We start from the raw sequence: 21,858 nt of genomic DNA, 5'->3' as shown, positions 1-21,858 counted from the left end.
GTGGAGGAGGACGCACGGTGGTCGTCGGAGCTGATCGACGCCGGGGCGAGGGTGTCGGACCCACCCCCTACCCTCGGGGCATGCAACCCGGTGGAGCCCCCGACATGGCGCAGATCCTCAAGCAGGCGCAGGCCATGCAGCAGCAGCTCGCGTCCGCGCAGGAGGAGCTCGCCCAGGCCGAGGTCACCGGCACCGCCGGCGGCGGCATGGTCTCGGCGACGATGACCGGCAGCGGTGAGCTGACCTCGATCACCATCTCGAAGGACGCCGTCGACCCCGACGACGTCGAGACGCTGCAGGACCTCGTCGTCGCCGCCGTGCGCGACGCCAACCGCGCCGCCGGTGAGCTGACCCAGGCGACCATGGGACCGCTGGCCGGCGGCATGGGCGGGATGGGGCTGCCCGGCTTCTGAGCCGCAGCACCAGGAGCCACTGCACCACGAGCACGACCCGACGAGCGCAGGAGCACCCGTGTACGAAGGCGCCGTCCAGGACCTGATCGACGAGCTGGGCCGGCTGCCCGGCGTCGGCCCCAAGAGCGCGCAGCGGATCGCCTTCCACCTGCTCGCCGCGGACGCCACCGACGTCGGTCGGCTGGTCGCCGCGCTGCAGCGGGTGCAGGCCGAGGTCCGGTTCTGCGTGACCTGCTTCAACGTGGCCGAGGGCGAGCAGTGCCGGATCTGCCGCGACCCGCGCCGCACGCTGGACGTGATCTGCGTGGTCGAGGAGCCCAAGGACGTGGTGGCCATCGAGCGCACCCGGGAGTTCCGCGGCCGCTACCACGTGCTCGGCGGGGCGATCAGCCCGATCGAGGGCATCGGCCCCGACGACCTGCGGGTCAAGGAGCTGATGACCCGGCTGATGGACGGCTCGGTCACCGAGCTGATCATCGCCACGGACCCCAACCTGGAGGGCGAGGCGACCGCGGCCTACCTGGCGCGGTTGATCAGCCCGATGGGCATGGCGGTCTCCCGGCTGGCCAGCGGCCTGCCGGTGGGTGGCGACCTGGAGTACGCCGACGAGGTCACCCTCGGGCGGGCCTTCGAGGGCCGCCGGCGGGTCTGAGGCGACGGAGGTCTAGGCCCAGGCCAGCGCGCTGCGGGTCGCCCAGTAGGTCGTCGGCTCCTCAGCGAGGTCGGGCAGGTCGACGTCCAGTCCGCGGGCGTCGGCGTTGGAGCGCAGCTGCCCGACCGTGACGGCACCGCTGAGGACGACGTCCACCCACGGCTGGGCCAGCACCGCGGCCAGGGCGACGGCGTCGGGGGACGCCCCGGCCCCGCGCACGGGGGAGTCGGCGGGCAGGCCGCGGTCGGTGAGCCGGCCGTTGGCCACGCCCTCCTTGACCACCACGCGCAGCCCGGCGGCGTGGGCGTCGGCCAGCGCCGGGCCGGCTGAGGTCTCCAGCAGGTTCCAGGTGCTCTGCACGGTGCCGAAGAGCCGCGCGCCGTCGACCTCCAGCGTGGTCCCGCGGCGCACTGCGTCGGCCTGGGCCGGCCCGGAGGTGGAGAAGCCCAGCTCGGTGCCGGCGTCGCGCAGCCCGGCCAGGCGGTGGAGCAGGGCCTCGTCGTCCCAGAGCGGGCTGTCGGCGGTCAGCGAGTGCACCTGGTAGAGCCGCAGCCGGTCCCCGAGCAGCGCCTGCGTCTCGCCCCACTGGCGCTCCAGGGTGGGCAGGTCGTGCGTCTTGACCTCGTCGGCGTCCACCGTCGGGTCCTCGGCGGTGTACGTGTAGCCCCACTTGCTGGCCACGAACGGGTCGTCGTCCCGGCCGCGCAGCCACGAGGCGAGGAACTCCTCGGCCCGGCCGTAGGACCGGGCGGTGTCCAGGTAGGAGATCTCGAGGTCGGTGGCGGCGTCGAGCAGCTCGTGCGCGCGGGCCTGCAGTACGGCGGGGGAGCGGTCGGCGGGCAGGTCGGCCGAGCGCCCCAGGGTGATGTAGGCGGGGCGGCCGACCGCGGCCAGACCGAGTCCCAGGACGGCGCTCACCCGGCCATCCTGCCCCCTCTCCTGGTGACCCACGTCATTGCCCCGGCGAAGGGCCGGGGTTGGTCTCGATCCGGTGACGATCACCCGGACGGGTCACACGACTGTCACAGGCGGGGCTTAACGTCCCGTTCGCCGTCGGGACGTCCTCTCGTCCTCGGTCCGTCACGCATCAGCTCATCCGGCCCGCTCGGGCCGAGAAGGCAGGTCTTCCGCGATGCACCGTCGCCCCACACGTGTGTTGGCCGTCTCGGCCGCCACCCTCACCGCTCTGTCGATGGCGGCCTGCGCCTCCAGCGACCGGGAGGAGACCAGCGCCGGGGGCGGTGAGTCGTCCGGGGGCACCTTCGTCTTCGGCGCGGCCGGCGACCCGACGATGTTCGACCCGGCCTTCGCCACCGACGGTGAGTCCTTCCGGGTCACCCGGCAGATCTACGAGGGCCTGCTGACCAACGAGGAGGGCTCCGCGGACCTCGCGCCGTCGCTGGCCGAGAGCTACGAGGCCTCCGAGGACGGGCTGACCTACACCTTCGACCTGCGCGACGACGTGACGTTCCACGACGGGACGCCGTTCAACGCCGAGGCCGTCTGCTTCAACTTCGAGCGTTGGTACAACTTCGAGGGCCTCGCGGCCAGCCCCGCGGCCTCGGAGTACTACCAGAACAACTTCGGCGGGTTCGCCAGCACGCCCGACGTCCCCAGCCTGTACGCCGGCTGCGAGGCGACCGACGAGTTCACCGCCGAGGTGCAGATCAGCCAGGTCACCAGCCGGTTCCCGGCCGTCCTCGCGCTGCCCTCGTTCGCCATGCAGAGCCCCGAGGCCCTCGAGCAGTACGACGCCGACGAGCTCGGTGGCAACGGCGACGCGCTGACCTACACCGAGTACGCCCTCGAGCACCCGACCGGCACCGGGCCCTTCCGGTTCGACAGCTGGGACCAGGGCAACGGCGAGGTCACCATCGTGGCCAACGAGGACTACTGGGGCGACGCGCCCGGGGTCTCCGAGATCGTCTTCCGCTCCATCGCCGACGGCAACACCCGCCGCCAGGAGCTGCAGGCCGGCTCGATCGACGGCTACGACCTGGTCGCCCCGGCGGACTACCAGACGCTGGAGGACGGCGGGTTCCAGGTGCTGCCCCGTGACCCGTTCAACGTGCTGTACCTGGGCATGAACGGCGGCAACGTCGAGGGCACCAACGCCAACCCGGCCCTGCAGGACATCCGGGTGCGGCAGGCCATCGCGCACGCCATCGACCGCGAGACCATCGTCAACTCGCTGCTCCCCGAGGGCGCCGAGGAGGCCATCGAGTTCGTACCGCCGGCCGTCGACGGGTGGACCGAGGACGTCACCACCTACGACTACGACCCCGACCTGTCGCGTCAGCTGCTCACCGAGGCCGGTGCGCTGAACACCACGCTGCGCTTCTACTACCCGACCGACGTCAGCCGGCCCTACCTGCCCGACCCGGCCGCCATGTTCGAGGTCATCAGCCAGAACCTGACCGACGCCGGCTTCACCATCGAGCCCGTCTCGCTGCCCTGGAACCCGGACTACCTCGACGCGGTCAGCGCCGGGCAGGCCGACCTCCACCTGCTGGGCTGGACCGGTGACTACAACGACGCCTACAACTTCATCGGCACGTTCTTCGCCGACGCCGGTGGTGGGCAGATGAAGGCCGAGTTCGGCGGCTGGTCCGACCAGGCGGTCTTCGACGCGCTGGCTGCCGGTGACGGCGAGGCCGACATCGACGCCCGCGGCGAGCTGTACGCCGAGGCGAACGCGGCGATCATGGACTTCCTCCCGGCGGTCCCGGTCTCGCACAGCCCGAACGCGCTCGTCGTCGCCGACGACGTCGACGGTCTGGTCCCCAGCCCGCTGTCGGCGGAGGACTTCTCCACCGTCACGATCGGCAACTGACCCACCCCTCCGGCCGGTGCCCCCTCCGCGGGGGTGCCGGCCGGAGGTCCGTCCGGGCCCCGCCGGGCCCGGCTCCCGACCCGAGAGGCTGACCGACGCGTGCTGCGCTTCATCGTCCGCCGGCTCCTGCAGCTGATCCCGATCCTGCTGGGGCTGTCGATCCTGCTCTTCGCGTGGCTGCGGGCACTGCCCGGTGGCCCCGCGCTCGCCGCCCTCGGTGAGCGCGCCACGCCGCAGCGCATCGCCGAGTACAACGAGGCCTTCGGTCTCAACGAGCCGGTCTACGTCCAGTACCTCAAGTTCCTGGGCCGCGCGGTCCAGCTGGACTTCGGCACCTCGGCCCGCACCGGCCAGTCGGTCACCTCGGAGTTCTTCCTCCGCTTCCCCGGCACCATCGAGCTGACCCTCTTCGCGATGGCCTTCGCCATCGGCGTCGGCATCCCGCTGGGCTACCTGGCCGCGAAGAAGCACGGCGGCTTCGTCGACAACGCCTCGGTCATCGGCTCACTGCTCGGGGTCACCATCCCGGTCTTCTTCCTGGCCTACCTACTGCGCCTGGTGTTCGCCGTCGAGCTGGGCTGGCTGCCCGGCTCCGGCCGCCAGGACGTCCGCATCGACGCCACCCACATCACCAACTTCTACGTCCTGGACGGCCTGCTCACCCGGGAGTGGGACGCCGCCTGGGACGCCCTGACCCACCTCGTGCTGCCCGGCGTCGCGCTGGGCACCATCCCGCTAGCGATCATCGTGCGGATCACCCGGGCCGCGGTCCTGGACGTGGTGAACGAGGACTACGTGCGGACGGCGAACGCCAAGGGCCTGGCCACGACGACGGTGCGCAACCGGCACGTCGTCCGCAACGCCCTGCTCCCGGTCTCCACCACCATCGGGCTGCAGACCGGCCTGCTGCTGAGCGGGGCCGTGCTCACCGAGACCGTCTTCGCCTTCGGTGGGGTGGGCTCGGCGTTGCGGCAGGCGATCAGCGACCGTGACTACGCCCTGCTGCAGGGCTTCATCCTCATCCTGGCGGTGGTCTACGTTCTGGTGAACCTGCTGGTCGACGTCTCCTACGGGCTGCTCGACCCCCGGGTGCGCACCCGATGAGCGCCCCGACCCTGGTCCCCGGCGGACGCCGCCGGGAGAAGATCGACGAGCTGGCCGCCCGGGCCGGTGCGCTGTCGGCCGGTGCCGGTGGCGAGTCGCTGTTCCGCAGCGCCGTCCGCCGCCTGCGCCGCGACCCGGTGGCCATCATCGGCGCGGTCATCGTCGTCGTGTTCCTGGTCGTGGCGATCCTGGCGCCGTTCCTCGCGCCCCGGGACCCCTACGCCCAGACACTGCTCTCGGAGGTCCGGCAGGGTTCCATCCCCGGCGCCCGGGAGGGCTTCCCGCTGGGCGTGGACCAGCTCGGCCGCGACGTCCTCTCGCGGCTGATCGTCGGGTCGCGGCAGTCGCTGGTCATCGGCGTGGTCTCCACCGTGCTCGGCGCGGCCGTCGGCATGGTGCTGGGCATCCTGGCCGGCGGGCTGGGCGGCAAGGTCGACACGATCGTCATGCGGTTCGTCGACATCCTGCTGTCCATCCCCGGCCTGCTCATGGCGATCAGTGTCTCGGTGCTGCTGGGGGCCAACCAGCTGTCGCTGATGATCGCGATCGCGGTGACCCAGGTGCCGGTGTTCGCCCGCCTGCTGCGCGGGTCGATGCTGGTCCAGCGGGACAGCGACTACGCCCTGGCCGCCCGCGCGCTGGGCGTCAAGCGCCGGAAGATCGTGCTGGGCCACGTGCTGCCCAACTCGCTGTCCCCGGTGATCGTGCAGGCGACGCTGTCGCTGGCCACGGCGATCATCGAGGCCGCGGCGCTGAGCTTCCTGGGTCTCGGTGACCCCGACATCAGCCGGCCCGAGTGGGGAGCCATGCTCGCCAGTGCGCAGGCGGTGCTCTCGGTCCGTCCGGAGCTGGCGGTCTACCCGGCGCTGTGCATCATCGTGGTCGCGCTCGGCTTCACCCTGCTCGGGGAGTCGCTGCGCGAGGCCCTCGACCCCAAGTTCCGGCGGTGAGCGGCGTGCAGGTGCCCCAGACACCCGTGCTCGAGGTCGACGACCTCCGGGTCCGGTTCCAGCGACGTGGCGAGCCCGCCACCCTCGCGGTGGACGGCGTCAGCTTCGCCGTCGCCCCGGGCGAGACCGTCGGCCTGGTCGGGGAGTCCGGCTGCGGCAAGTCGGTCACCTCGCTGGCCACCATGGGCCTGCTGCCCAAGCGGGGTGTGCAGGTCACCGGCTCGGTGCGGCTGGACGGCCAGGAGCTGCTCGGCGCCGGTGACCGCACGCTGCGCAGGCTGCGCGGCAAGGACATGGCGATGGTCTTCCAGGACCCGCTGTCCTCGCTGAACCCCACGGTCACCATCGGCGTTCAGGTCACCGAGGTGCTCGCCGCGCACCGCGGGATGAAGGGCGACGCCGCGAAGGCCGAGGCCGTCGACCTGCTCGACCGGGTCGGCATCCCCGACCCGCGGCGCCGGCTGGGGGAGTACCCGCACCAGCTCTCCGGTGGCATGCGTCAGCGCGCGCTCATCGCGATGGCGCTGGCCTGCTCGCCCCGGCTGCTCATCGCCGACGAGCCGACCACCGCCCTCGACGTGACCATCCAGGCGCAGATCCTGGAGCTGCTGCGCGACCTGGTGCAGGGCTCCGGGACGGCGCTGGTGATGATCACCCACGACCTCGGCGTCGTCGCCGGGCTGTGCGACCGGGTGCACGTCATGTACGCCGGCCGGATCATCGAGACCGCCGAGCGGCGGGACCTCTTCGCCCGCCCCCGGCACCCCTACACCGGCGGGCTGCTGAACTCGGTGCCCCGCCTGGACAGCGGGCGCGGCACCCCGCTGACCCCCATCCGCGGCTCGGCCCGCGACACCATCCCCTGGGCCCAGGGTTGCGCGTTCGCCCCCCGCTGCGACGTGGCCGAGGACGACTGCCTGGTCGAGGTGTCCGGCAGCGAGGTCGCGCTGGTCCCCGACGGCGGCGCCCGCGAGCTGCGCTGCATGCACCCCCTGACCCCCGCCGCCCAGACCGCAGGAGCCCCCTCGTGACCGCCGCCGCCGAACCCCTGCTGCGGGTCGAGGGCCTCAAGGTGCACTTCCCGATCAAGCGCGGGGTCTTCATCGACCGCACGATCGGGCACGTCAAGGCCGTCGACGGCGTGGACCTGTCCATCGAGCGGGGGACGACGTACGGCCTGGTCGGGGAGTCCGGCTGCGGCAAGTCGACCCTGGGGCGGGCGATCCTCCGGCTGGAGGAGCCCACCGCCGGGCAGGTCTGGTTCGACGGGGTGGACGTCGCCTCGTTGAAGCCCGAGCCGCTGCGGCACATGCGCCGCCGCATGCAGATGGTCTTCCAGGACCCGCTGGGCTCCCTGGACCCCCGGCAGGACGTCGAGTCGCTGCTGGCCGAACCGCTCAAGGCGCACGGCCTGGGCGGGGACAAGGCGGCCATCTCCACCCGGCTGCGCGAGCTGCTGGACGCCGTCGGGCTGCCCTCGGCAGCCCTGCGCCGGTACCCGCACGAGTTCTCCGGCGGTCAGCGCCAGCGCATCGGCATCGCCCGGGCCATCACCGTCGAACCCGACCTGCTCATCGCCGACGAGCCGGTGTCGGCCCTCGACGTCTCGGTGCAGGCCCAGGTGCTCAACCTGCTCGAGGAGCTGCAGGGCCGTCTCGGGCTGACCTACCTGGTGATCGCGCACGACCTGGCCGTCGTCCGGCACATCTCCGACACCGTCGGGGTCATGTACCTGGGCTCGCTGGTCGAGCAGGCGCCGGCCGACTCGCTCTACGAGCAGCCGCTGCACCCGTACACCCGGTCGCTGATGAGCGCGGTCCCGGTGCCCGACCCCGTCGTGGAGGACTCCCGCGAGCGGATCCTGCTCTCGGGTGACCTGCCCTCGCCGGCGAACCCGCCCTCGGGCTGCCGGTTCCACACCCGCTGCCCGTGGCGCCAGGAGACCCGGTGCGACACCGAGGTGCCGGTGCTGCGCGAGCTGGCCCCGGCGCACCTGGTCGCCTGCCACTGGGCCGAGGACGTCCGGGACGGGAAACTGCTGCCCAAGGGCCCCGAGGAGGTCGCCGCCACCCAGGGCGTCTCGGTCGCGGCCACCGGCGCCGACGTCGCCCCGGACTCGATGGTGGCGGTCGACCAGCCGATCGAGCGCCGCTAGGGCTGAGCAGGGGGATGGGGCGGCCGGCATGGGCCAGGATGGCCGCCATGCGCCGACCGCCCCTCCCGCTGGCCCGCCTGCTCGTCGTCCTCGGGCTGATGGCCGGGCCGGTGCTGCTGGCCTCCCCGGCGTCGGCGCAGGAGCCGTCCCGGCTGGCCGACCAGCTCACCGACGACGCCGGGGTGCTCTCCGACGCCGACCGGGCCGAGGTGGAGACCGCACTCCAGGAGCTGCAGGACGTCGACGGCACCCAGTTGTTCGTCGTCTTCGTGGACACCTTCGACGGGCAGAGCGGCCCCGACTGGGCCACCGAGACCGCCGAGCTGTCCGGGCTGGGCACCTCCGACGCGCTGTTCGCCGTCGCTGTCGAGGACCGGGCCTACGGGATCGACGTGGCCGACGGGTTCCGGCTGAGCGCAGCCGAGATGGACGAGCTGGCGGTCAGCGACGTCGAGCCCCGGCTCGGCGACGACGAGTGGGGTGCTGCGGCGGTGGCGCTGGCCGAGGGGCTGACCCCGGGCTCGCCGCCGTGGGCCGCCCTGGGGATCGGGGCCGGCGTGCTCGCGGTGGGTGCCGGCGGGTTCCTGGTGGTCAAGCGCCGCCGGGACGCCGCCGAGGAGGCCGAGCGGGTGCGCGAGGCCGGTCCCTACCCGGACGAGAGCACCGAGCAGCTCACCGCCCGGGCCAGCGAGGGCCTGCTGGCCGTCGACGAGGCCGTCCGCACCTCACAGCTGGACCTGGACTTCGCCCGGCTGCAGTACGGCGAGGCCGCGGTCGGTGAGTTCGCCGGCACGGTGGGGACGGCGAGGCAGGAGATGGCCGAGGCGTTCTCGATCCGCCAGCAGCTCGACGACGAGACACCGGAGGACGAGCCCACCCAGCGGCGGATGCTGGCCCGGCTGTTGGAGCTGGTGCAGGCCGCCGACGACCGGCTCGACGCCCAGGCGGCGGCCTTCGCCGCGCTGCGGGACCTGGAGGCCGCCGCGCCCCGGGTGCTCGACGGGCTCACCCCGCGGGTGACCGCGCTGACCGGCCGGTTCGCAGCCGAGGAGCAGCGGGTCGAGGCGCTGCGCCGACGGTGGGCCCCGGCGGTAGCGGCCTCGGTCGAGCAGGCGGTGCCCGAGGCCCGGCAGCACGTCGCCGCCGCCGAGGCGGCGCTCGCCGCGGCGCGCAGCGAGGTGCAGGCCGGCCGGCCCGGCGCCGCGGTGTCCCCGCTGCGTGCGGCGGAGGCCGCGGTCGCCTCGGCCCAGTTCGCGCTGGACTCGGTCGGGGCCCGCGAGCAGGAGGTGCAGGCCTCGGCCACCGGGGTCGCCGAGGCCCGCGCCGACCTGCAGGCCGGCATCGTCTCGGCCGGTCAGGCCGACCCCGCCGACGCCGCCGCCCTCGCCGAGCCGGTGCGCCAGGCGCGGGAGGCCCTCGCGGTCGCCGACCAGCTGACGACCGGCCCGGCGCCGGACCCGCTCACCGCGCTGGCCCGGCTCGACGCCGCCGACGACACCCTGGACGCCGCCCTCGGCGCTGCCCAGCAGGCCGTCGCCGCCCGCCGGGACGCCGCCGCGCGGGCCGAGCGGGCCGTGCTGAGCGCCCGGATGGCGGTCGGCAACGCCACCACCGCCGTGGCCGGTGGCCGGTCCTACGCCTCCACCGAGTCGCGCACCCGGCTCAGCGAGGCCGAGCGGCACCTCGCCGCCGCCGAGGCCGCCCTGGCCGGTGACCCCGCGGCAGCCACCAGCGAGGCCGGCCAGGCCTCGTCGCTGGCCGAGCGGGCCGTCTCGATCATCACCGCGGCCCGGCGCCGGCAGCAGGACCTGGACTCGAGCTACAGCGGGGGTGGCGGGTTCTTCGGCGGGTCCGGGGGTGGCTGGTCGGGCGGGTCGTCCTACCGCAGCTCCCGCACCCGGTCGTCGTCCCGCTCGTCGCGGTCCTCGGGCCGGTCGTCGTCCTCGGGTCGGCGGAGCTCCGGCGGCCGGTCGGGTGGACGACGGAGTTCCGGCGGCCGCTTCTGACGTCCAGCGGGCACACAGCTCGCTGAGGGACGATGGGGCCATGCGTCTGCCGTACCGCCTCCTCGCCGGGTCCGCCGTCGGCGCCACCGTCCTCCTCAGTGGCGTGGGCCCCGCCGCGGCCGAGGAGCCGTTCGCCCCCACCGAGCAGCTCACCGACAACGCCGACGTCCTCGACAGCGGCCAGGAGCAGCAGGTCCAGGACGCCATCACCCAGCTGCAGGAGGCCGACGGCACCCAGCTGTACGTCGTCTTCGTGGGCACCTTCGACGGTGCCACCGCCGACACCTGGGCCGAGCAGGCCTACCAGGAGCGCGGCATGGGCGGGGACGACGTGCTCTTCGCCGTCGCCGTCGACGACCAGAACTACAGCCTCGCGGGGAACACCAACGGCACGACCGAGGCCGACCTGCAGGCCGTCGTGTCCTCCGACGTCGTCCCGCTGCTCTCCAGCAGCGATTGGACCGGGGCGGCGACGACCCTGGCCGAGGAGCTCCAGCCCGGGGACGGCGGCACGATCGCCCTGGGTGCGCTGGCCGGGATCGCCGTCGTCGGTGGTGGCGGGTACGCCCTGCTGCGCAACCGCCGGAAGAAGAAGGTCGCGGCGGCCTCGGCGCAGGCCCGCAGGGAGCGCGAGGAGGCCGAGGCGGCCGCGGCCGACCCGCACCACGGCACCCCGACCCAGCAGCTGACCTTCCGGGCCAGCGAGGAGCTGCTCGCCCTCGACGAGGCGGTCAAGACCTCCGAGCTGGACCTCGCCTACGCCCGCTCGCAGTACGGCGACGGCCCGGTGGCCGGGTTCGGCGACGCGCTGGCGGAGTCCAAGGCCGAGCTGTCGCGGGCGTTCACCATCCGGCAGGAGCTCGACGACGACATCCCCGAGGACGAGCCCACCCAGCGCCGGATGCTCACCGAGCTGCTCGAGCTCACCGGCACCGCCCGCACCCGGCTGGAGGGCCAGCGGGAGTCCTACGCCGAGCTGCGCCACCTGGCCGACTCCGCCCCCGAGGCACTGGAGGCGCTGACCCCCGTCGCCACCCGGCTGCGCGGTCGGCTGCCCGACGGTGAGCGCACGCTCACCTGGCTCGCGGAGCGCTACGCCCGCTCCGCGTGGGCGCCGGTGGCCGACAACGTGGCCGAGGCGCAGGCCCGGATCGAACGGGCCGAGCAGCTCGTCGTCGCAGGCCGGGCCGAGATCGAGGCCGGCCGACCCAACGGCGCCGTCCCCGCCCTCCGGGCCGGGGAGGACTCCCTGGCCGAGGCCGGCAAGCTGCTGGACGCGCTCGACCGCACCGTGGCCGACCTGCGCGACGCCCCCGGGCACTTCGAGGCCGTGCGCGCGGAGACCGAGCGCGACATCGCCGAGGCGAAGGCCATGCTCGCCCGCAACGTGGACACCCCCGGTCTGCGCGAGCAGCTGGCCCGCGCGGAGGCAGCACTGGCCGGCTCGGTCGGGACGCTGCAGCCCACCGACGGGTCGCTGCCCGACCCCGTCGCGGTGACCCGCCGGCTCGACGAGGCCGACCTCGCGCTGGAGGCCGCGCTCGAGCCCGCGCGCGACCTGCGTCAGCAGCAGGAGCGGGCCACCGCCCACCTGCAGCAGGCGATCCGCTCGGCCGACGCCTCGGTGGCTGCGGCCGGGGACTTCATCACCACCCGCCGCGGGGCCGTCGGCAGTTCGGCGCGCACCCGGCTGGCCGAGGCCGAGCGGTACCTCGACGACGCCTCACGGTCCGGGTCGAGCGACCCGATCGCCGCACTGCGGTCCGCCCAGCGGGCCGACGCGTTGGCCCAGCAGGCGATGCAGGCCGCCCAGCAGGACGTGCAGGACTACCAGGACGGCCAGTACGGCGGTGGCGGCTACGGCCGGCCCGGGTACGGCCGCGGCGGGTACGGCGGCAGCGGATTCGGGCCGGGCCTGGCCGGCGGCCTGCTCGGCGGGCTGCTGCTGGGTGGCATGGGCGGCGGCAACGGCGGCGGGTTCGGTGGTGGCGGCGACTTCGGTGGCGGCGGGGACTTCGGCGGGGGCGACTTCGGGGGCGGCGGCAGCTTCTAGGAGGACCCGGCTGCCCGACGAAGGAACCTCTACACCCCCGGATCGAGCTGGGAGGGGGTGTAGAGGTTCCTTCGTCGCAGGGGGGTCAGCGTTCGCGGCCGCGGGCCCTCAGGGGGACGGGGGGCATCGGCGGGGCGCCGGTGCGCTCGCCGCCCTCGAAGCCGTCGACGTGGCCGAAGCGCTCGCCGGCCTCCCACTGCTCGCGGGCCTCGGTGACCTCCTCGCCGCTGCGGCCGACGAAGTTCCACCACATGACGATCTGCTCCTCGAACGGCTCGCCCCCGAGCAGCAGCAGCCGGCTGGGCCGCTCGGCGCGCACCCGCACCGTCGTCCGGCCGGTGCCCAGGTAGAGCATCGAGCCGTGGGCCACGGGGGCGCCCTCGACGGTGGAGTCGCCGGAGGACGCGAGCACCGCGTGCTCGAAGCCCGGCTCCAGCGGCAGTTCGACGTCCGCCCCGGCCTCCAGGGCGAGATCGACACCGACCAGCGGGCTGTACGTCGTCCCGGGTGACGTCTGCCCGGCCATCGAGCCCATCAGCACGGTCGCGGTGACGCCGTCGGAGATGAAGCCGGGCAGCGTGGCGTGGTGCTCGAAGGCCGGGGCGGTGTCCCGGGTGCCGTCGGGGAGGGCCACCCACAGCTGGGCGCCCTGCAGCAGCCGGGGGTGGGTCACCGGGGACTGCTCGCTGTGGCTGATCGCGGAGCCCGCGGTCATCAGCGCCAGTTCGCCGGGGTGGAACAGCACGTCGCTGCCGAGGGAGTCGCGGTGGTGCACCGAGCCCTCGATCAGCCAGGAGACGGTCTCTAACCCGGTGTGCGGGTGCGGGAGGACCTGCATGCCGTCGCTGCCGGAGACGTCGTCGGGCCCGTAGTGGTCCACGAACGCCCAGGCGCCGACCATCCGGCGGCCGAGGGTGGGCAGCAGCCGGCGGACCTGCATCTTCTCGCCCAGGGTGACGGCCTTGCCGGGGAGGAGGTCCAGGGCCGGCTTCGGGGCGACCGCCCCGAGCCCGCCCAGCAGGTGCGGTGCGGGGCGGGGCTCGAGGTCACTCACGTCAGTCAGCCTGCCCCTGCACGCCGGCGTGCGCGACGTGCTGGGCCGGGATCGACCCGAGGCGCCCGCCCTGCCAGTCGGTGAAGGCGTCCCGGACCTCCTCGCGGGTGTTCATCACGAAGGGGCCGTACATCGCGATGGGCTCGCGGATCGGCTGCCCACCGAGGATCACGACGTCCAGGGACGGCGTCCGGCTGTCCTGGTGCAGGGCGCCCTTGACGGTCACGGTGTCGCCGGGGCCGAAGACGGCGAGCTGGCCTCCGGTCACCGGCTGGTCGCCGGCGCCCACCGTGCCGTTGCCGGAGAGGACGTAGACCAGGGCGTTGAAGTCCGGGTTCCACGGCAGGTCCAGGGTGGCGCCGGGGGCGATGGTCGCGTGCACCATGGCCATCGGGGTGTACGTCGTCCCCGGGCCGGCGTGCCCGCCGACGTCACCGGCGATGACCCGCAGGAACGCACCGGCGTCCGGGCTGGCCAGCAGCACCGACTGGTCGGCGCGCAGGTCCTGGTACCGGGGCTCGACCCACTTCTGCGCCTTCGGCAGGTTCACCCAGAGCTGCAGGCCGTGGAACAGACCCCCGGAGAGCACGAGCGACTCCGGCGGCTTCTCGATGTGCAGGACACCGCCGCCGGCGGTCATCCACTGGGTGTCGCCGTTGGTGATCGACCCGCCGCCACCGTGGCTGTCGGCGTGCTCGAAGGTGCCGTCGATGATGTAGGTGACGGTCTCGAAGCCGCGGTGCGGGTGCCACGAGGTGCCCTTGGGCTCACCCGGGGCGTACTCGACCTCGCCCATCTGGTCCATGTGGATGAACGGGTCCAGGTCGCGCAGGTCGACCCCGGCGAACGCGCGGCGCACCGGGAAGCCCTCGCCCTCGAAGCCGCGGGGGGCCGTGGTCACCGAGCGCACCCGGCGCCGGACGGTCTTCGGGGCGGGCACCGGCACCCGGGCCAGCGTGGTGGTGTCCTCGACGGTGACGGCGGGCATCTCGACCTCCAGAGTTGAGCACTCAACTACTTGTGGCCACTCTAAGCCACCCGCGCGGGGATGTGTTCCTCAGCCCCGCAGACGGCCCCAGAGCCGGACGACGGGGGAGGTGGCTAACTGCAGGAGCAGGCCCCAGAACCCGATCGCCGGCACCAGCAGGCCCAGCACCAGGGCCACCAGGAACAGCGCGGTGGTGACCGCGGAGGGGACGACGCGGCAGACCTCACCCGACCCGGCCCGCTGCACCGCCGGGGTGCGGGCCACGTGCACCACGATCAGGGTGAGCGCGATCGAGCTGGCTGTGAGGTCGCCGACGTAGAGGGCGAACACCGTGCGACCGCCGTCCTCCCCGGCCAGCAGCGCCGTGGGAAAGGGCAGCAGCACGATGGTGAACAGCCACAGCAGGCTGAGTCGCACCAGCGTGCGGTCGTAGCCGCCGACCCGCTCGAACACCGCGTGGTGCACCGACCACAGCCGGGCGATCACCACGAAGCTGAGCGTGAACGCGGCCAGTTCGCCCACGTGGTCGCCGAGCAGGTCGGCGACCGACTGGCCGGGCTCGCGCTCGGTGGCGACGTCGACCAGCGGCCCGGCCGTCAACGGTGCCGGCGCAGCACCTCCGCGTAGACCAGGGCGGTGTCCTTCGGCGTCCGCACCTGGGTGTCGTAGTCCACGTGCACGATGCCGAAGCGCTGGTCGTAGCCGCGGGCCCACTCGTAGTTGTCCAGGAACGACCAGGCGAAGTAGCCCCGGACGTCGGCACCCTGCTCGATCGCGTCGGTGACCGCGGCCAGGTGGGTGAGCAGGTAGTCGGTCCGCTCGGGGTCGTGCACGGCGCCGTCGGCCGAGACCTCGTCCGGCCACGCCGAGCCGTTCTCGGTGACCACCAGGGGCAGGCCCGGGGCGGTGTCGCGCAGCCGGAGCAGCAGCTCGGTGAACGCCGCGGGTGTCACGCCCCAGCCCATCGTCGTGGTCGGGCCGGACGGCGGGACCTCCTCCACCCGCTCGCCGCCGATGAACGCCGAGGCCTTCCCGGTGGGCTCCTCGGTGGCCCGCACGACCGAGCCGAAGTAGAAGTTCACGCCCAGCCAGTCCAGCGGGGCGGCGATCACCTCGAGGTCGCCGTCCTCGACCGGGAGCGGTGCACCGGCGGCGGCGAGGTCGGCGACGACGTCGGCCGGGTACTCGCCGGTGACCACCGGGAGCAGGTACATCCGGTTCTGCTGGCCGTCGAGCCGTCGCGCGGCGTCGGCGTCGGCGGCCGAGTCGGTGGCCGGGGTCATCGGGGTGAAGTTCAGCGTCAGTCCGAGCGACTCCACGCCCCGCTCGCGCAGCACCCGGGCGGCCAGGCCGTGCCCGAGCAGCAGGTGGTGGGTGGCCCGGGAGGCCTCGACGGCGTCGGTGTGGCCGGGGGCGTGCTGGCCGGCCATGTGCCCGAGCAGGGCGCTGCACATCGGCTCGTTGAGCGTCGACCAGTGCCGCACCCGGTCACCGAGCGCGTCGTGCAGGACGGCGGCGTAGTCGGCGAAGCGGGCGGCGGTGTCCCGGGAGGTCCAGCCGCCGGTCTCCTGCAGGGCCTGGGGCAGGTCCCAGTGGTAGAGCGTCAGCCAGGGGTCGACGCCGCCGCCGAGCAGCTCGTCGACCAGCCGGGAGTAGAAGTCCAGCCCGCGCTGCTCGACCCGGCCGGCGCCCTCGGGGAGCACCCGGCTCCACGAGGTGGAGAACCGGTAGGCGGACAGGCCCAGCCCGGCCATCAGGGCGACGTCCTCGCGGTACCGGGCGTGGTGCTCGACGGCGACGTCGCCGGTGTGCCCCAGGTGGGTCTTCCCCGGCGTGTGGCTGAAGACGTCCCAGATCGAGGGGCCGCGGCCGTCGACGTCCACCGCGCCCTCGATCTGGTAGGCGGCGGTGGCGGCGCCGAAGACGAAGCCGGGTGGGAACACCAGGCCGTCGGTGGCCTGGGTGCGGGTGTCGGTGCTGGTCATGCGGTGCTCCAAGGGGTGGGCGCGTCAGGCGACGCGGGTGCCGGTGGTGGGGTCGAAGACGTGCAGGGCGTCGGCCCGGGGCGCGACCCAGACGGTGTCGCCGACGGCGGGGGCCTCCCGGGAGGCCGTCCGCAGGACGACGGCGTCGTCCCCGCAGGTGCCGTGCACGTAGGCGTCCGAGCCGAGCTGTTCGACCAGCGTCACGGCGACGGGCAGCCCGTCGCCCGCGGCGCCGACGACGAGGGACTCCGGCCGGAAGCCGACGGTCGCCCGGCCGGTGCCGGCGGCGGCCCGGTCGAGCCGGGCGCGGGGCACCGGCAGCACCGTCGTCCCCACCCGGACGCCGCCGTCGACGGCGTCCCCGGTCACCAGGTTCATCGCCGGGGAGCCGATGAAGCCCGCGACAAAGGCGTTGGCCGGGCGGTCGTAGAGCTCCCCGGGCGGGGCGCACTGCTGCAGCACGCCGTCCTTGAGCACGGCGACCCGGTCGCCCATGGTCATCGCCTCGACCTGGTCGTGGGTGACGTAGACGGTGGTGGTGCCCAGCCGGCGCTGCAGGGCCGCGATCTGGGTGCGGGTCTGCACCCGGAGCTTGGCGTCGAGGTTGGACAGCGGCTCGTCCATCAGGAAGACCTGCGGGGAGCGCACGATCGCCCGGCCCATGGCGACCCGCTGCCGCTGCCCGCCCGACAGCGCCTTGGGCCGCCGGTCGAGGTGTGCGGCCAGGTCCAGCACGGTGGCGGCCTCGGTGACCCGGCGGGTGATCTCGGCCTTGGAGACCTTCGCCAGCCGCAGCGCGAAGCCCATGTTCTCCGCGACCGTCATGTGCGGGTAGAGCGCGTAGTTCTGGAACACCATGGCGATGTCGCGGTCCTTGGGCGGCAGGTCGGTGACGTCGCGGTCGCCGATCCGGATCGCGCCCTCGTCGACCTCCTCGAGACCGGCGAGCATCCGGAGCGAGGTGGACTTGCCGCAGCCCGAGGGGCCGACGAGGACGAGGAACTCGCCGTCGGCGACGTCGAGGTCGAGCCGGTCGACCGCCGGGGCGTGCGCGCGGTCGTAGACGCGGGTGGCGCCGGCGAAGGAGATGCTGGCCATCAGGGAGCTGCCTTCCGAACGAGGGGTGGGGGAGGGGGTCAGCCCTTGACGGCGCCGGCCATGATGCCGCCGACGATCTGCTTGCCGAGGACGCCGAAGACGACGAGGACCGGCAGGGTGCCGAGCAGGGTGCCGGCCATGATCACGGCGCGCTGGGGCACGTAGCCCGAGCCGAGGTTGGCGATCGCCACCTGCACCGTCGGGTTGGCCGCGGTGAGCGCGATGATCGGCCAGAAGAACTCGTTCCAGGCGGTGAGGAACGTGAGCATCGCCAGCACCGCCATCGCCGGGCGGGCCACCGGCAGCACGATGGAGAAGAAGATCCGGTGCGTGCTCGCGCCGTCGACCCGGCCGGCCTCGAGCAGTTCGTCGGGCAGCGCCGAGACCAGGTACTGGCGCATGAAGAAGACGCCGAACGCGCTGACAAGCGTCGGCAGCACGACCGCCTGGAGCTGGTCGACCCACTGCAGCTCGGCGATCATCATGAACAGCGGGATGACCGCCAGCTGGGTCGGCACCATCATCGTGCCGACCACCAGCGACAGCAGCAGCCCGTTGCCGCGGAACCGCAGCTTGGCGAAGGCGAACCCGGCCAGCGTGCAGAACAGCACGGTGCCCACGGTGATCGCGCCGGAGACGATGACCGAGTTCAGGATCGCCAGCCCCAGCGGTGCCTGCTCCAGGGCGGCGTCGATGTTCTCGAACAGCGTCGCGTTGGGCAGGAACGGCGGCGGGGTCGCCGCGATCTCGGCGTTGGTGTGCGACCCGGCGACCACCGTCCAGTACAGCGGGAACACCGACACCAGGGCGAAGAGCGCCAGCAGCGTGTAGGTGACCGGCCCGGCCTTGCCCGTCTTGGTGCGGCGCCGGGCCTTTCGGGGGGCGGGGGTGACGGGGGCGGACGGCGGAGCGAGCGTGGCGGTCACGGGGTGCCTCCGGTGCGGCGGGCGCGGAGGCGACCGGCGAGTGCCGCGAGCCCCACGACCAGCAGGATGATCAGGAACATCGCCCACGCGGTGGTGGCGGCCTGGCCGATGTTGAAGTTGGACCAGCCCTGCTGGTACATCAGCAGGCCCAGGGTCTGGTACTGGTTCCGGGCGCCGCCGGTGGTGCTGCCGTTGCCGGCGAACAGCAGCGGCTCGCCGAACAACTGCACCGCCCCGATCGTGGAGACCACGACGGTGAACAGGATCGTGGGGCGCAGCGACGGGATCGTGACGTGCAGGAACTGCCGCCACCGGCTCGCGCCGTCCATCTCCGCGGCCTCGTAGAGCTCGTCGGGGATCGACTGCATGGCCGCCAGGTAGATCAGCGCGTTGTAGCCCGTCCACCGCCAGGTCACGATGACCGCGATGGCGACCTGGCTGGTCAGGCTGCCGGACTCCCAGTCGATCCGGTCCAGCCCGACGGCCTCCAGGCCGGTGTTGATCAGGCCGTAGTCCCGGCCGAACAGGGTGGCGAAGACCAGGGTCGCGGCGGCGATGCTGGTGGCGTAGGGCATCAGCATCACGACCCGGAAGAAGGTCCTGCCCCGGAGCTTGTAGTGCAGCAGGTGGGCCAGCCCCAGGGCCAGGCACAGCTGGGGCACGGTGGCCAGGACGCCGATCGTGACCGTGTTGCGCAGGGCGTTCCAGAAGTAGGCGTTGCCCAGCAGCGCCGCGTAGTTGTCCAGCCCGACGAAGGTGCCCCCGCCGATGTCGGACAGCCGGGTCTCGTGCAGGGAGATCCACAGCGTGAAGACGAAGGGGAAGAGGCTGAAGGCGCCGAACACGAGGAAGAAGGGGGCGACGTAGGCGTAGCCCCAGCGGTTCTCCGACAGCCGGGCCCGGCGACGGCGGGGCGCTGCGGTGTCGACGGGTGGTGGGGCGACCGGCTCGGGCACGGCCACGGGGAGGGCGGTGCGCAGGCTGTCGTCGGCGAGGGTCACGGTGCTCCCGGTGGTCGGGGTGGTGGTGTGTGGGCCGGTGCAGGTGCCCGGGGGTGGAGGCCACCCCCGGGCACCGCGACTCGGGTGGTGCGGCCGGTCAGCCGCCGACGACCTGCTCGATGGCGTTCAGCGCGTCGGTGTAGGCCTCGTCGGGGGTCCGGTCACCGTCGGCCACCGTGGTCAGCGCCGCGGAGAACGCGTCCTGGATCTGGGTGTCGTACGGCCCGATCGGCGTCCGTCGCACGGAGTCCGCGGCGTCGCCGAAGACCTGCCCGATGGGCGCGTCGCTGAAGTACTCGCTGACGGTGTCGGCGACCTCGGGGCTCTCCGCGGCGGTCGAGCTGGAGGGGAAGAACCCACCGTCGGTGAACATCCTCACCTGCTGCTCGGGGGCGGTCAGCCACTCGACCAGGGCGGTGGCCTCCTCGACGTGCTCACCGCTGCTGGGCACCCCGAGCCACGAGCCGCCCCAGGTGCTGCCGGCCTCGGCCTGCCCGGGCAGGGTGGCGACGTTCCAGAGCCCCGCCCCCTCGTCGCCCATCTGCGAGGTGATGTAGCCCAACATCCAGGACGGGCAGGCGATGGTGGCGAACGCGCCGTTGCTGAAGGCGGCGTTCCAGTCGTCGCCGAACTGGGCCAGCGACGCCGTCAGGCCGTCGTCCGCGGCCTGGCTGGCCAGGTCCCACGCGGTCTCGACGCCGTCGCTGTCCTCGACGACGGGGTTGCCGTCCTCGTCGTCGTAGGCGACGTCGCCCTGCCGGACGGCGGGGGCGAAGACGCTGTTCGGGCTGTCGACGAACGAGCTGCCCTCCTGGCGGGTGGCCGAGTCGGTGTACTGCTGGCCGGTGGCCAGGTAGTCGTCCCAGGTGGGCCACAGCGCGCTGACCGCGGCCGGGTCGGTGGGCAGCCCGGCGGCCTCGAAGAGGTCCTGGCGGTAGCACATGGCCTGCGGGCCGGCGTCGGTCCCGAGCCCGATCACCCGGCCGTCGGTGGTGCTGGCCTGGTCCCACTTCCAGTCGTAGAAGGTGCCCTCGAGCTCGTCGGCGTTGTCCTGCGCGGCGAAGTCGACGAAGGCGTCGGCGTGGTTGGCCGTCACGTCGGCGACGAAGCCGATCTCGATGCCCTGGACGTCTGCCATCCCCGAACCGGCGGCCAGCCGGGTCTGCAGCGCCTGGTAGTACGCCCCGGACTGGGCCACCACGGACTGCTCGATCCGGATCTCCGGGTGCAGCTCCATGTACTCCTCGTAGAGCCCGGCCTCCTCGTAGCCGAAGGTGCCGTAGAGGCCCATCGTCAGGGTGATCGGGTCGTCGGCGCTGCCGCCGTCCGCGGCGCTCCCGCCGCCGCAGCCGGCGGTCAGCAGGGCGAGGGCGACGGCGGCGGACGCAGCCGCGCGTCCGCGTCGGTGATCGAACATGGGACCTCCATCGAGAGCCGCCGGTCCGGGGCGTCGGTGCCCGGTGGCGGAGGCCGTGAGAACGCTCTCACGGGCTTGACGAAGAGAGTGGGCGGCGTCACAGGGGGCTGTCAAGGACTCGGCACGGAAATGTGGGAGCGCTTCCACGGAGCCCTTCCCAGGACGCCCCTCGTGCCGCACGATGGCCCCGTGACCACGACCGGGACGCGCACCGCGCTGCCGACCCTCGACGAGGTGGCGGTGCTGGCCGGCGTGTCCCGGGCGACCGTCTCCCGGGTGGTCAACGACTCCCCGCGGGTCAGTCCCGAGGCGCGGGTGGCCGTGCACGCCGCCATCGAGCAGCTGCACTACGTGCCCAACCGGATGGCCCGCAGCCTGGTCACCCGGCGCACCGACACCATCGCGCTGGTGCTGTCCGAGCCCAACAGCCAGGTCTTCTCCGACCCGTTCTTCGCCAGCATCGTGCACGGGGTGTCCGCCGCCCTGGCCGACACCGAGCTGACCCTGGTGCTGCTCACCGCCCGGGACGCGCGCGAGCAGCAGAAGATCGGCCGCTACGCCCGGCAGGGCCACGTCGACGGCGTCGTCCTCATGTCCCTGCACAGCGAGGACCTGCTGCCCGCCGTGCTCACCGACGCCGGGGTGCCGTTGGTGCTGTGCGGTCGGCCCTACGACGGGCGCGAGGTGGCCTTCGTCGACGCCGACAACGCCGGGGGCGCCGGGGTGGCCACCCGGTTCCTCCTGGAGCAGGGGCGGTCCCGCATCGCCACGCTCACCGGCCCGATGGACATGATCGCCGGGGTCGACCGGCACGCCGGCTGGGCCCGGGCGCTCACCGCGGCCGGCCGGCCCACCGACCCGGCGCTCGTCGCGCACGGCGACTTCACCGAGGCCGGGGGAGAGGCCGCGATGGCCCGGCTGCTGGAGCAGTGCCCCGACCTGGACGCGGTGTTCGTGGCCTCGGACCCGATGGCGGTGGGCGCGCTGCGGGCGCTGCGCGCGGCCGGACGCCGGGTGCCCGAGGACGTCGCCGTCGTCGGCTTCGACGACGCGGAGGTGGCCCGCACCTGCGACCCCCCGCTGACCACCGTGGCCCAGCCGCTGGACCGGATGACCCGCCAGCTCACCGAGCTGCTGCAACGCCAGATCGACGGGGTCGCCGGGCCCGCGGAGTCCCGGGTCTGCGCGACCGAGCTGGTCCGCCGCGCCTCCGCCTGAACCAC

General features: G+C 73.5%; 19 protein-coding genes. 10 read left to right on the top strand and 9 right to left on the bottom strand.

Features of this window, described 5'->3' with window-relative positions; all coding sequences use genetic code 11:
* The first annotated feature begins 80 nt into the window (after positions 1 to 80).
* Complete coding sequence (locus tag ASG36_RS06945) at positions 81 to 413, top strand: YbaB/EbfC family nucleoid-associated protein (protein WP_082522835.1); 333 nt, start codon at positions 81 to 83, stop codon at positions 411 to 413.
* 58 nt (positions 414 to 471) lie between these two features.
* A complete protein-coding gene (gene recR / locus ASG36_RS06940) occupies positions 472 to 1,065 on the top strand; it encodes a recombination mediator RecR (RefSeq protein ID WP_055761134.1) in 594 nt (197 codons plus the stop codon).
* Between the two features lie 12 nt (positions 1,066 to 1,077).
* On the opposite strand, the gene ASG36_RS06935 is transcribed toward recR, so the two are convergent.
* Positions 1,078 to 1,983 (bottom strand): aldo/keto reductase, encoded by a 906-nt coding sequence (locus ASG36_RS06935; protein ID WP_235494664.1) that lies wholly within the window; start codon positions 1,981 to 1,983, stop codon positions 1,078 to 1,080.
* A 235-nt stretch (positions 1,984 to 2,218) separates the two neighbouring features.
* Between ASG36_RS06935 and ASG36_RS06930 the strand changes: the two genes are divergently transcribed.
* The 7 genes from ASG36_RS06930 to ASG36_RS06900 all read left to right on the top strand — a co-directional run bounded on the left by ASG36_RS06930 (position 2,219) and on the right by ASG36_RS06900 (position 12,166).
* The gene (locus tag ASG36_RS06930; protein WP_235494662.1) at positions 2,219 to 3,898 is read left to right on the top strand and encodes an ABC transporter substrate-binding protein; all 1,680 of its coding nucleotides are present in this window, start codon (positions 2,219 to 2,221) and stop codon (positions 3,896 to 3,898) included.
* 99 nt (positions 3,899 to 3,997) lie between these two features.
* Complete coding sequence (locus ASG36_RS06925) at positions 3,998 to 5,002, top strand: ABC transporter permease (protein WP_055761126.1); 1,005 nt, start codon at positions 3,998 to 4,000, stop codon at positions 5,000 to 5,002.
* Positions 4,999 to 5,952 (top strand): ABC transporter permease, encoded by a 954-nt coding sequence (locus tag ASG36_RS06920; RefSeq protein ID WP_055761123.1) that lies wholly within the window; start codon positions 4,999 to 5,001, stop codon positions 5,950 to 5,952. The genes ASG36_RS06925 and ASG36_RS06920 overlap by 4 nt, the downstream gene beginning before the upstream one ends.
* Complete coding sequence (locus ASG36_RS06915; protein WP_235494660.1) at positions 5,949 to 6,983, top strand: ABC transporter ATP-binding protein; 1,035 nt, start codon at positions 5,949 to 5,951, stop codon at positions 6,981 to 6,983. The genes ASG36_RS06920 and ASG36_RS06915 overlap by 4 nt, the downstream gene beginning before the upstream one ends.
* Positions 6,980 to 8,107 carry an ABC transporter ATP-binding protein gene (locus tag ASG36_RS06910; protein WP_055761120.1) on the top strand — a complete coding sequence of 376 codons (1,128 nt, stop codon included), beginning with the start codon at positions 6,980 to 6,982 and terminating at the stop codon, positions 8,105 to 8,107. Before ASG36_RS06915 ends, ASG36_RS06910 begins: the two co-directional genes overlap by 4 nt.
* 47 nt (positions 8,108 to 8,154) lie before the next feature.
* Complete coding sequence (locus ASG36_RS06905) at positions 8,155 to 10,113, top strand: TPM domain-containing protein (protein WP_055761118.1); 1,959 nt, start codon at positions 8,155 to 8,157, stop codon at positions 10,111 to 10,113.
* A 40-nt stretch (positions 10,114 to 10,153) separates the two neighbouring features.
* On the top strand, positions 10,154 to 12,166 hold the full coding sequence (locus ASG36_RS06900) for a TPM domain-containing protein (RefSeq protein WP_055761115.1): 2,013 nt from the start codon (positions 10,154 to 10,156) through the stop codon (positions 12,164 to 12,166).
* Positions 12,167 to 12,251: 85 nt separating this feature from the next.
* Here the strand turns inward: ASG36_RS06900 and ASG36_RS06895 are convergent, their stop codons facing one another.
* The 8 genes from ASG36_RS06895 to ASG36_RS06860 form a co-directional block, all read right to left on the bottom strand.
* Positions 12,252 to 13,220: a pirin family protein gene (locus ASG36_RS06895; protein ID WP_055761111.1), complete on the bottom strand. Its 969-nt coding sequence runs from the start codon at positions 13,218 to 13,220 to the stop codon at positions 12,252 to 12,254.
* 1 nt (position 13,221) lies between these two features.
* Positions 13,222 to 14,208, bottom strand: a complete 987-nt coding sequence (locus ASG36_RS06890; protein WP_055761108.1) for a pirin family protein — start codon at positions 14,206 to 14,208, stop codon at positions 13,222 to 13,224.
* Between the two features lie 69 nt (positions 14,209 to 14,277).
* Complete coding sequence (locus ASG36_RS06885) at positions 14,278 to 14,808, bottom strand: TMEM175 family protein (RefSeq protein WP_055761105.1); 531 nt, start codon at positions 14,806 to 14,808, stop codon at positions 14,278 to 14,280.
* Complete coding sequence (locus ASG36_RS06880; protein ID WP_055761102.1) at positions 14,805 to 16,193, bottom strand: GH1 family beta-glucosidase; 1,389 nt, start codon at positions 16,191 to 16,193, stop codon at positions 14,805 to 14,807. Before ASG36_RS06880 ends, ASG36_RS06885 begins: the two co-directional genes overlap by 4 nt.
* A 24-nt stretch (positions 16,194 to 16,217) precedes the next feature.
* Positions 16,218 to 17,291, bottom strand: a complete 1,074-nt coding sequence (locus tag ASG36_RS06875; RefSeq protein ID WP_055761099.1) for an ABC transporter ATP-binding protein — start codon at positions 17,289 to 17,291, stop codon at positions 16,218 to 16,220.
* 38 nt (positions 17,292 to 17,329) lie between these two features.
* Entirely contained in the window at positions 17,330 to 18,217 is an 888-nt protein-coding gene (locus ASG36_RS06870; RefSeq protein ID WP_055761095.1) for a carbohydrate ABC transporter permease, read from the bottom strand.
* Positions 18,214 to 19,218, bottom strand: coding sequence for a carbohydrate ABC transporter permease (locus tag ASG36_RS06865; RefSeq protein WP_235494658.1), 1,005 nt, complete (start codon positions 19,216 to 19,218; stop codon positions 18,214 to 18,216). The genes ASG36_RS06870 and ASG36_RS06865 overlap by 4 nt, the downstream gene beginning before the upstream one ends.
* Before the next feature lie 97 nt (positions 19,219 to 19,315).
* Complete coding sequence (locus ASG36_RS06860; protein ID WP_055761092.1) at positions 19,316 to 20,635, bottom strand: extracellular solute-binding protein; 1,320 nt, start codon at positions 20,633 to 20,635, stop codon at positions 19,316 to 19,318.
* 189 nt (positions 20,636 to 20,824) lie between these two features.
* Between ASG36_RS06860 and ASG36_RS06855 the strand changes: the two genes are divergently transcribed.
* The gene (locus tag ASG36_RS06855; protein WP_055761089.1) at positions 20,825 to 21,853 is read left to right on the top strand and encodes a LacI family DNA-binding transcriptional regulator; all 1,029 of its coding nucleotides are present in this window, start codon (positions 20,825 to 20,827) and stop codon (positions 21,851 to 21,853) included.
* Positions 21,854 to 21,858 lie beyond the last annotated feature (5 nt).

Origin of the sequence: Geodermatophilus sp. Leaf369, assembly GCF_001424455.1 — a bacterium.
Lineage (GTDB): Bacteria > Actinomycetota > Actinomycetes > Mycobacteriales > Geodermatophilaceae > Klenkia.
Note: the sequence above shows the minus strand (reverse complement) of the source record. Positions and strands in the feature narration are given on the sequence as shown.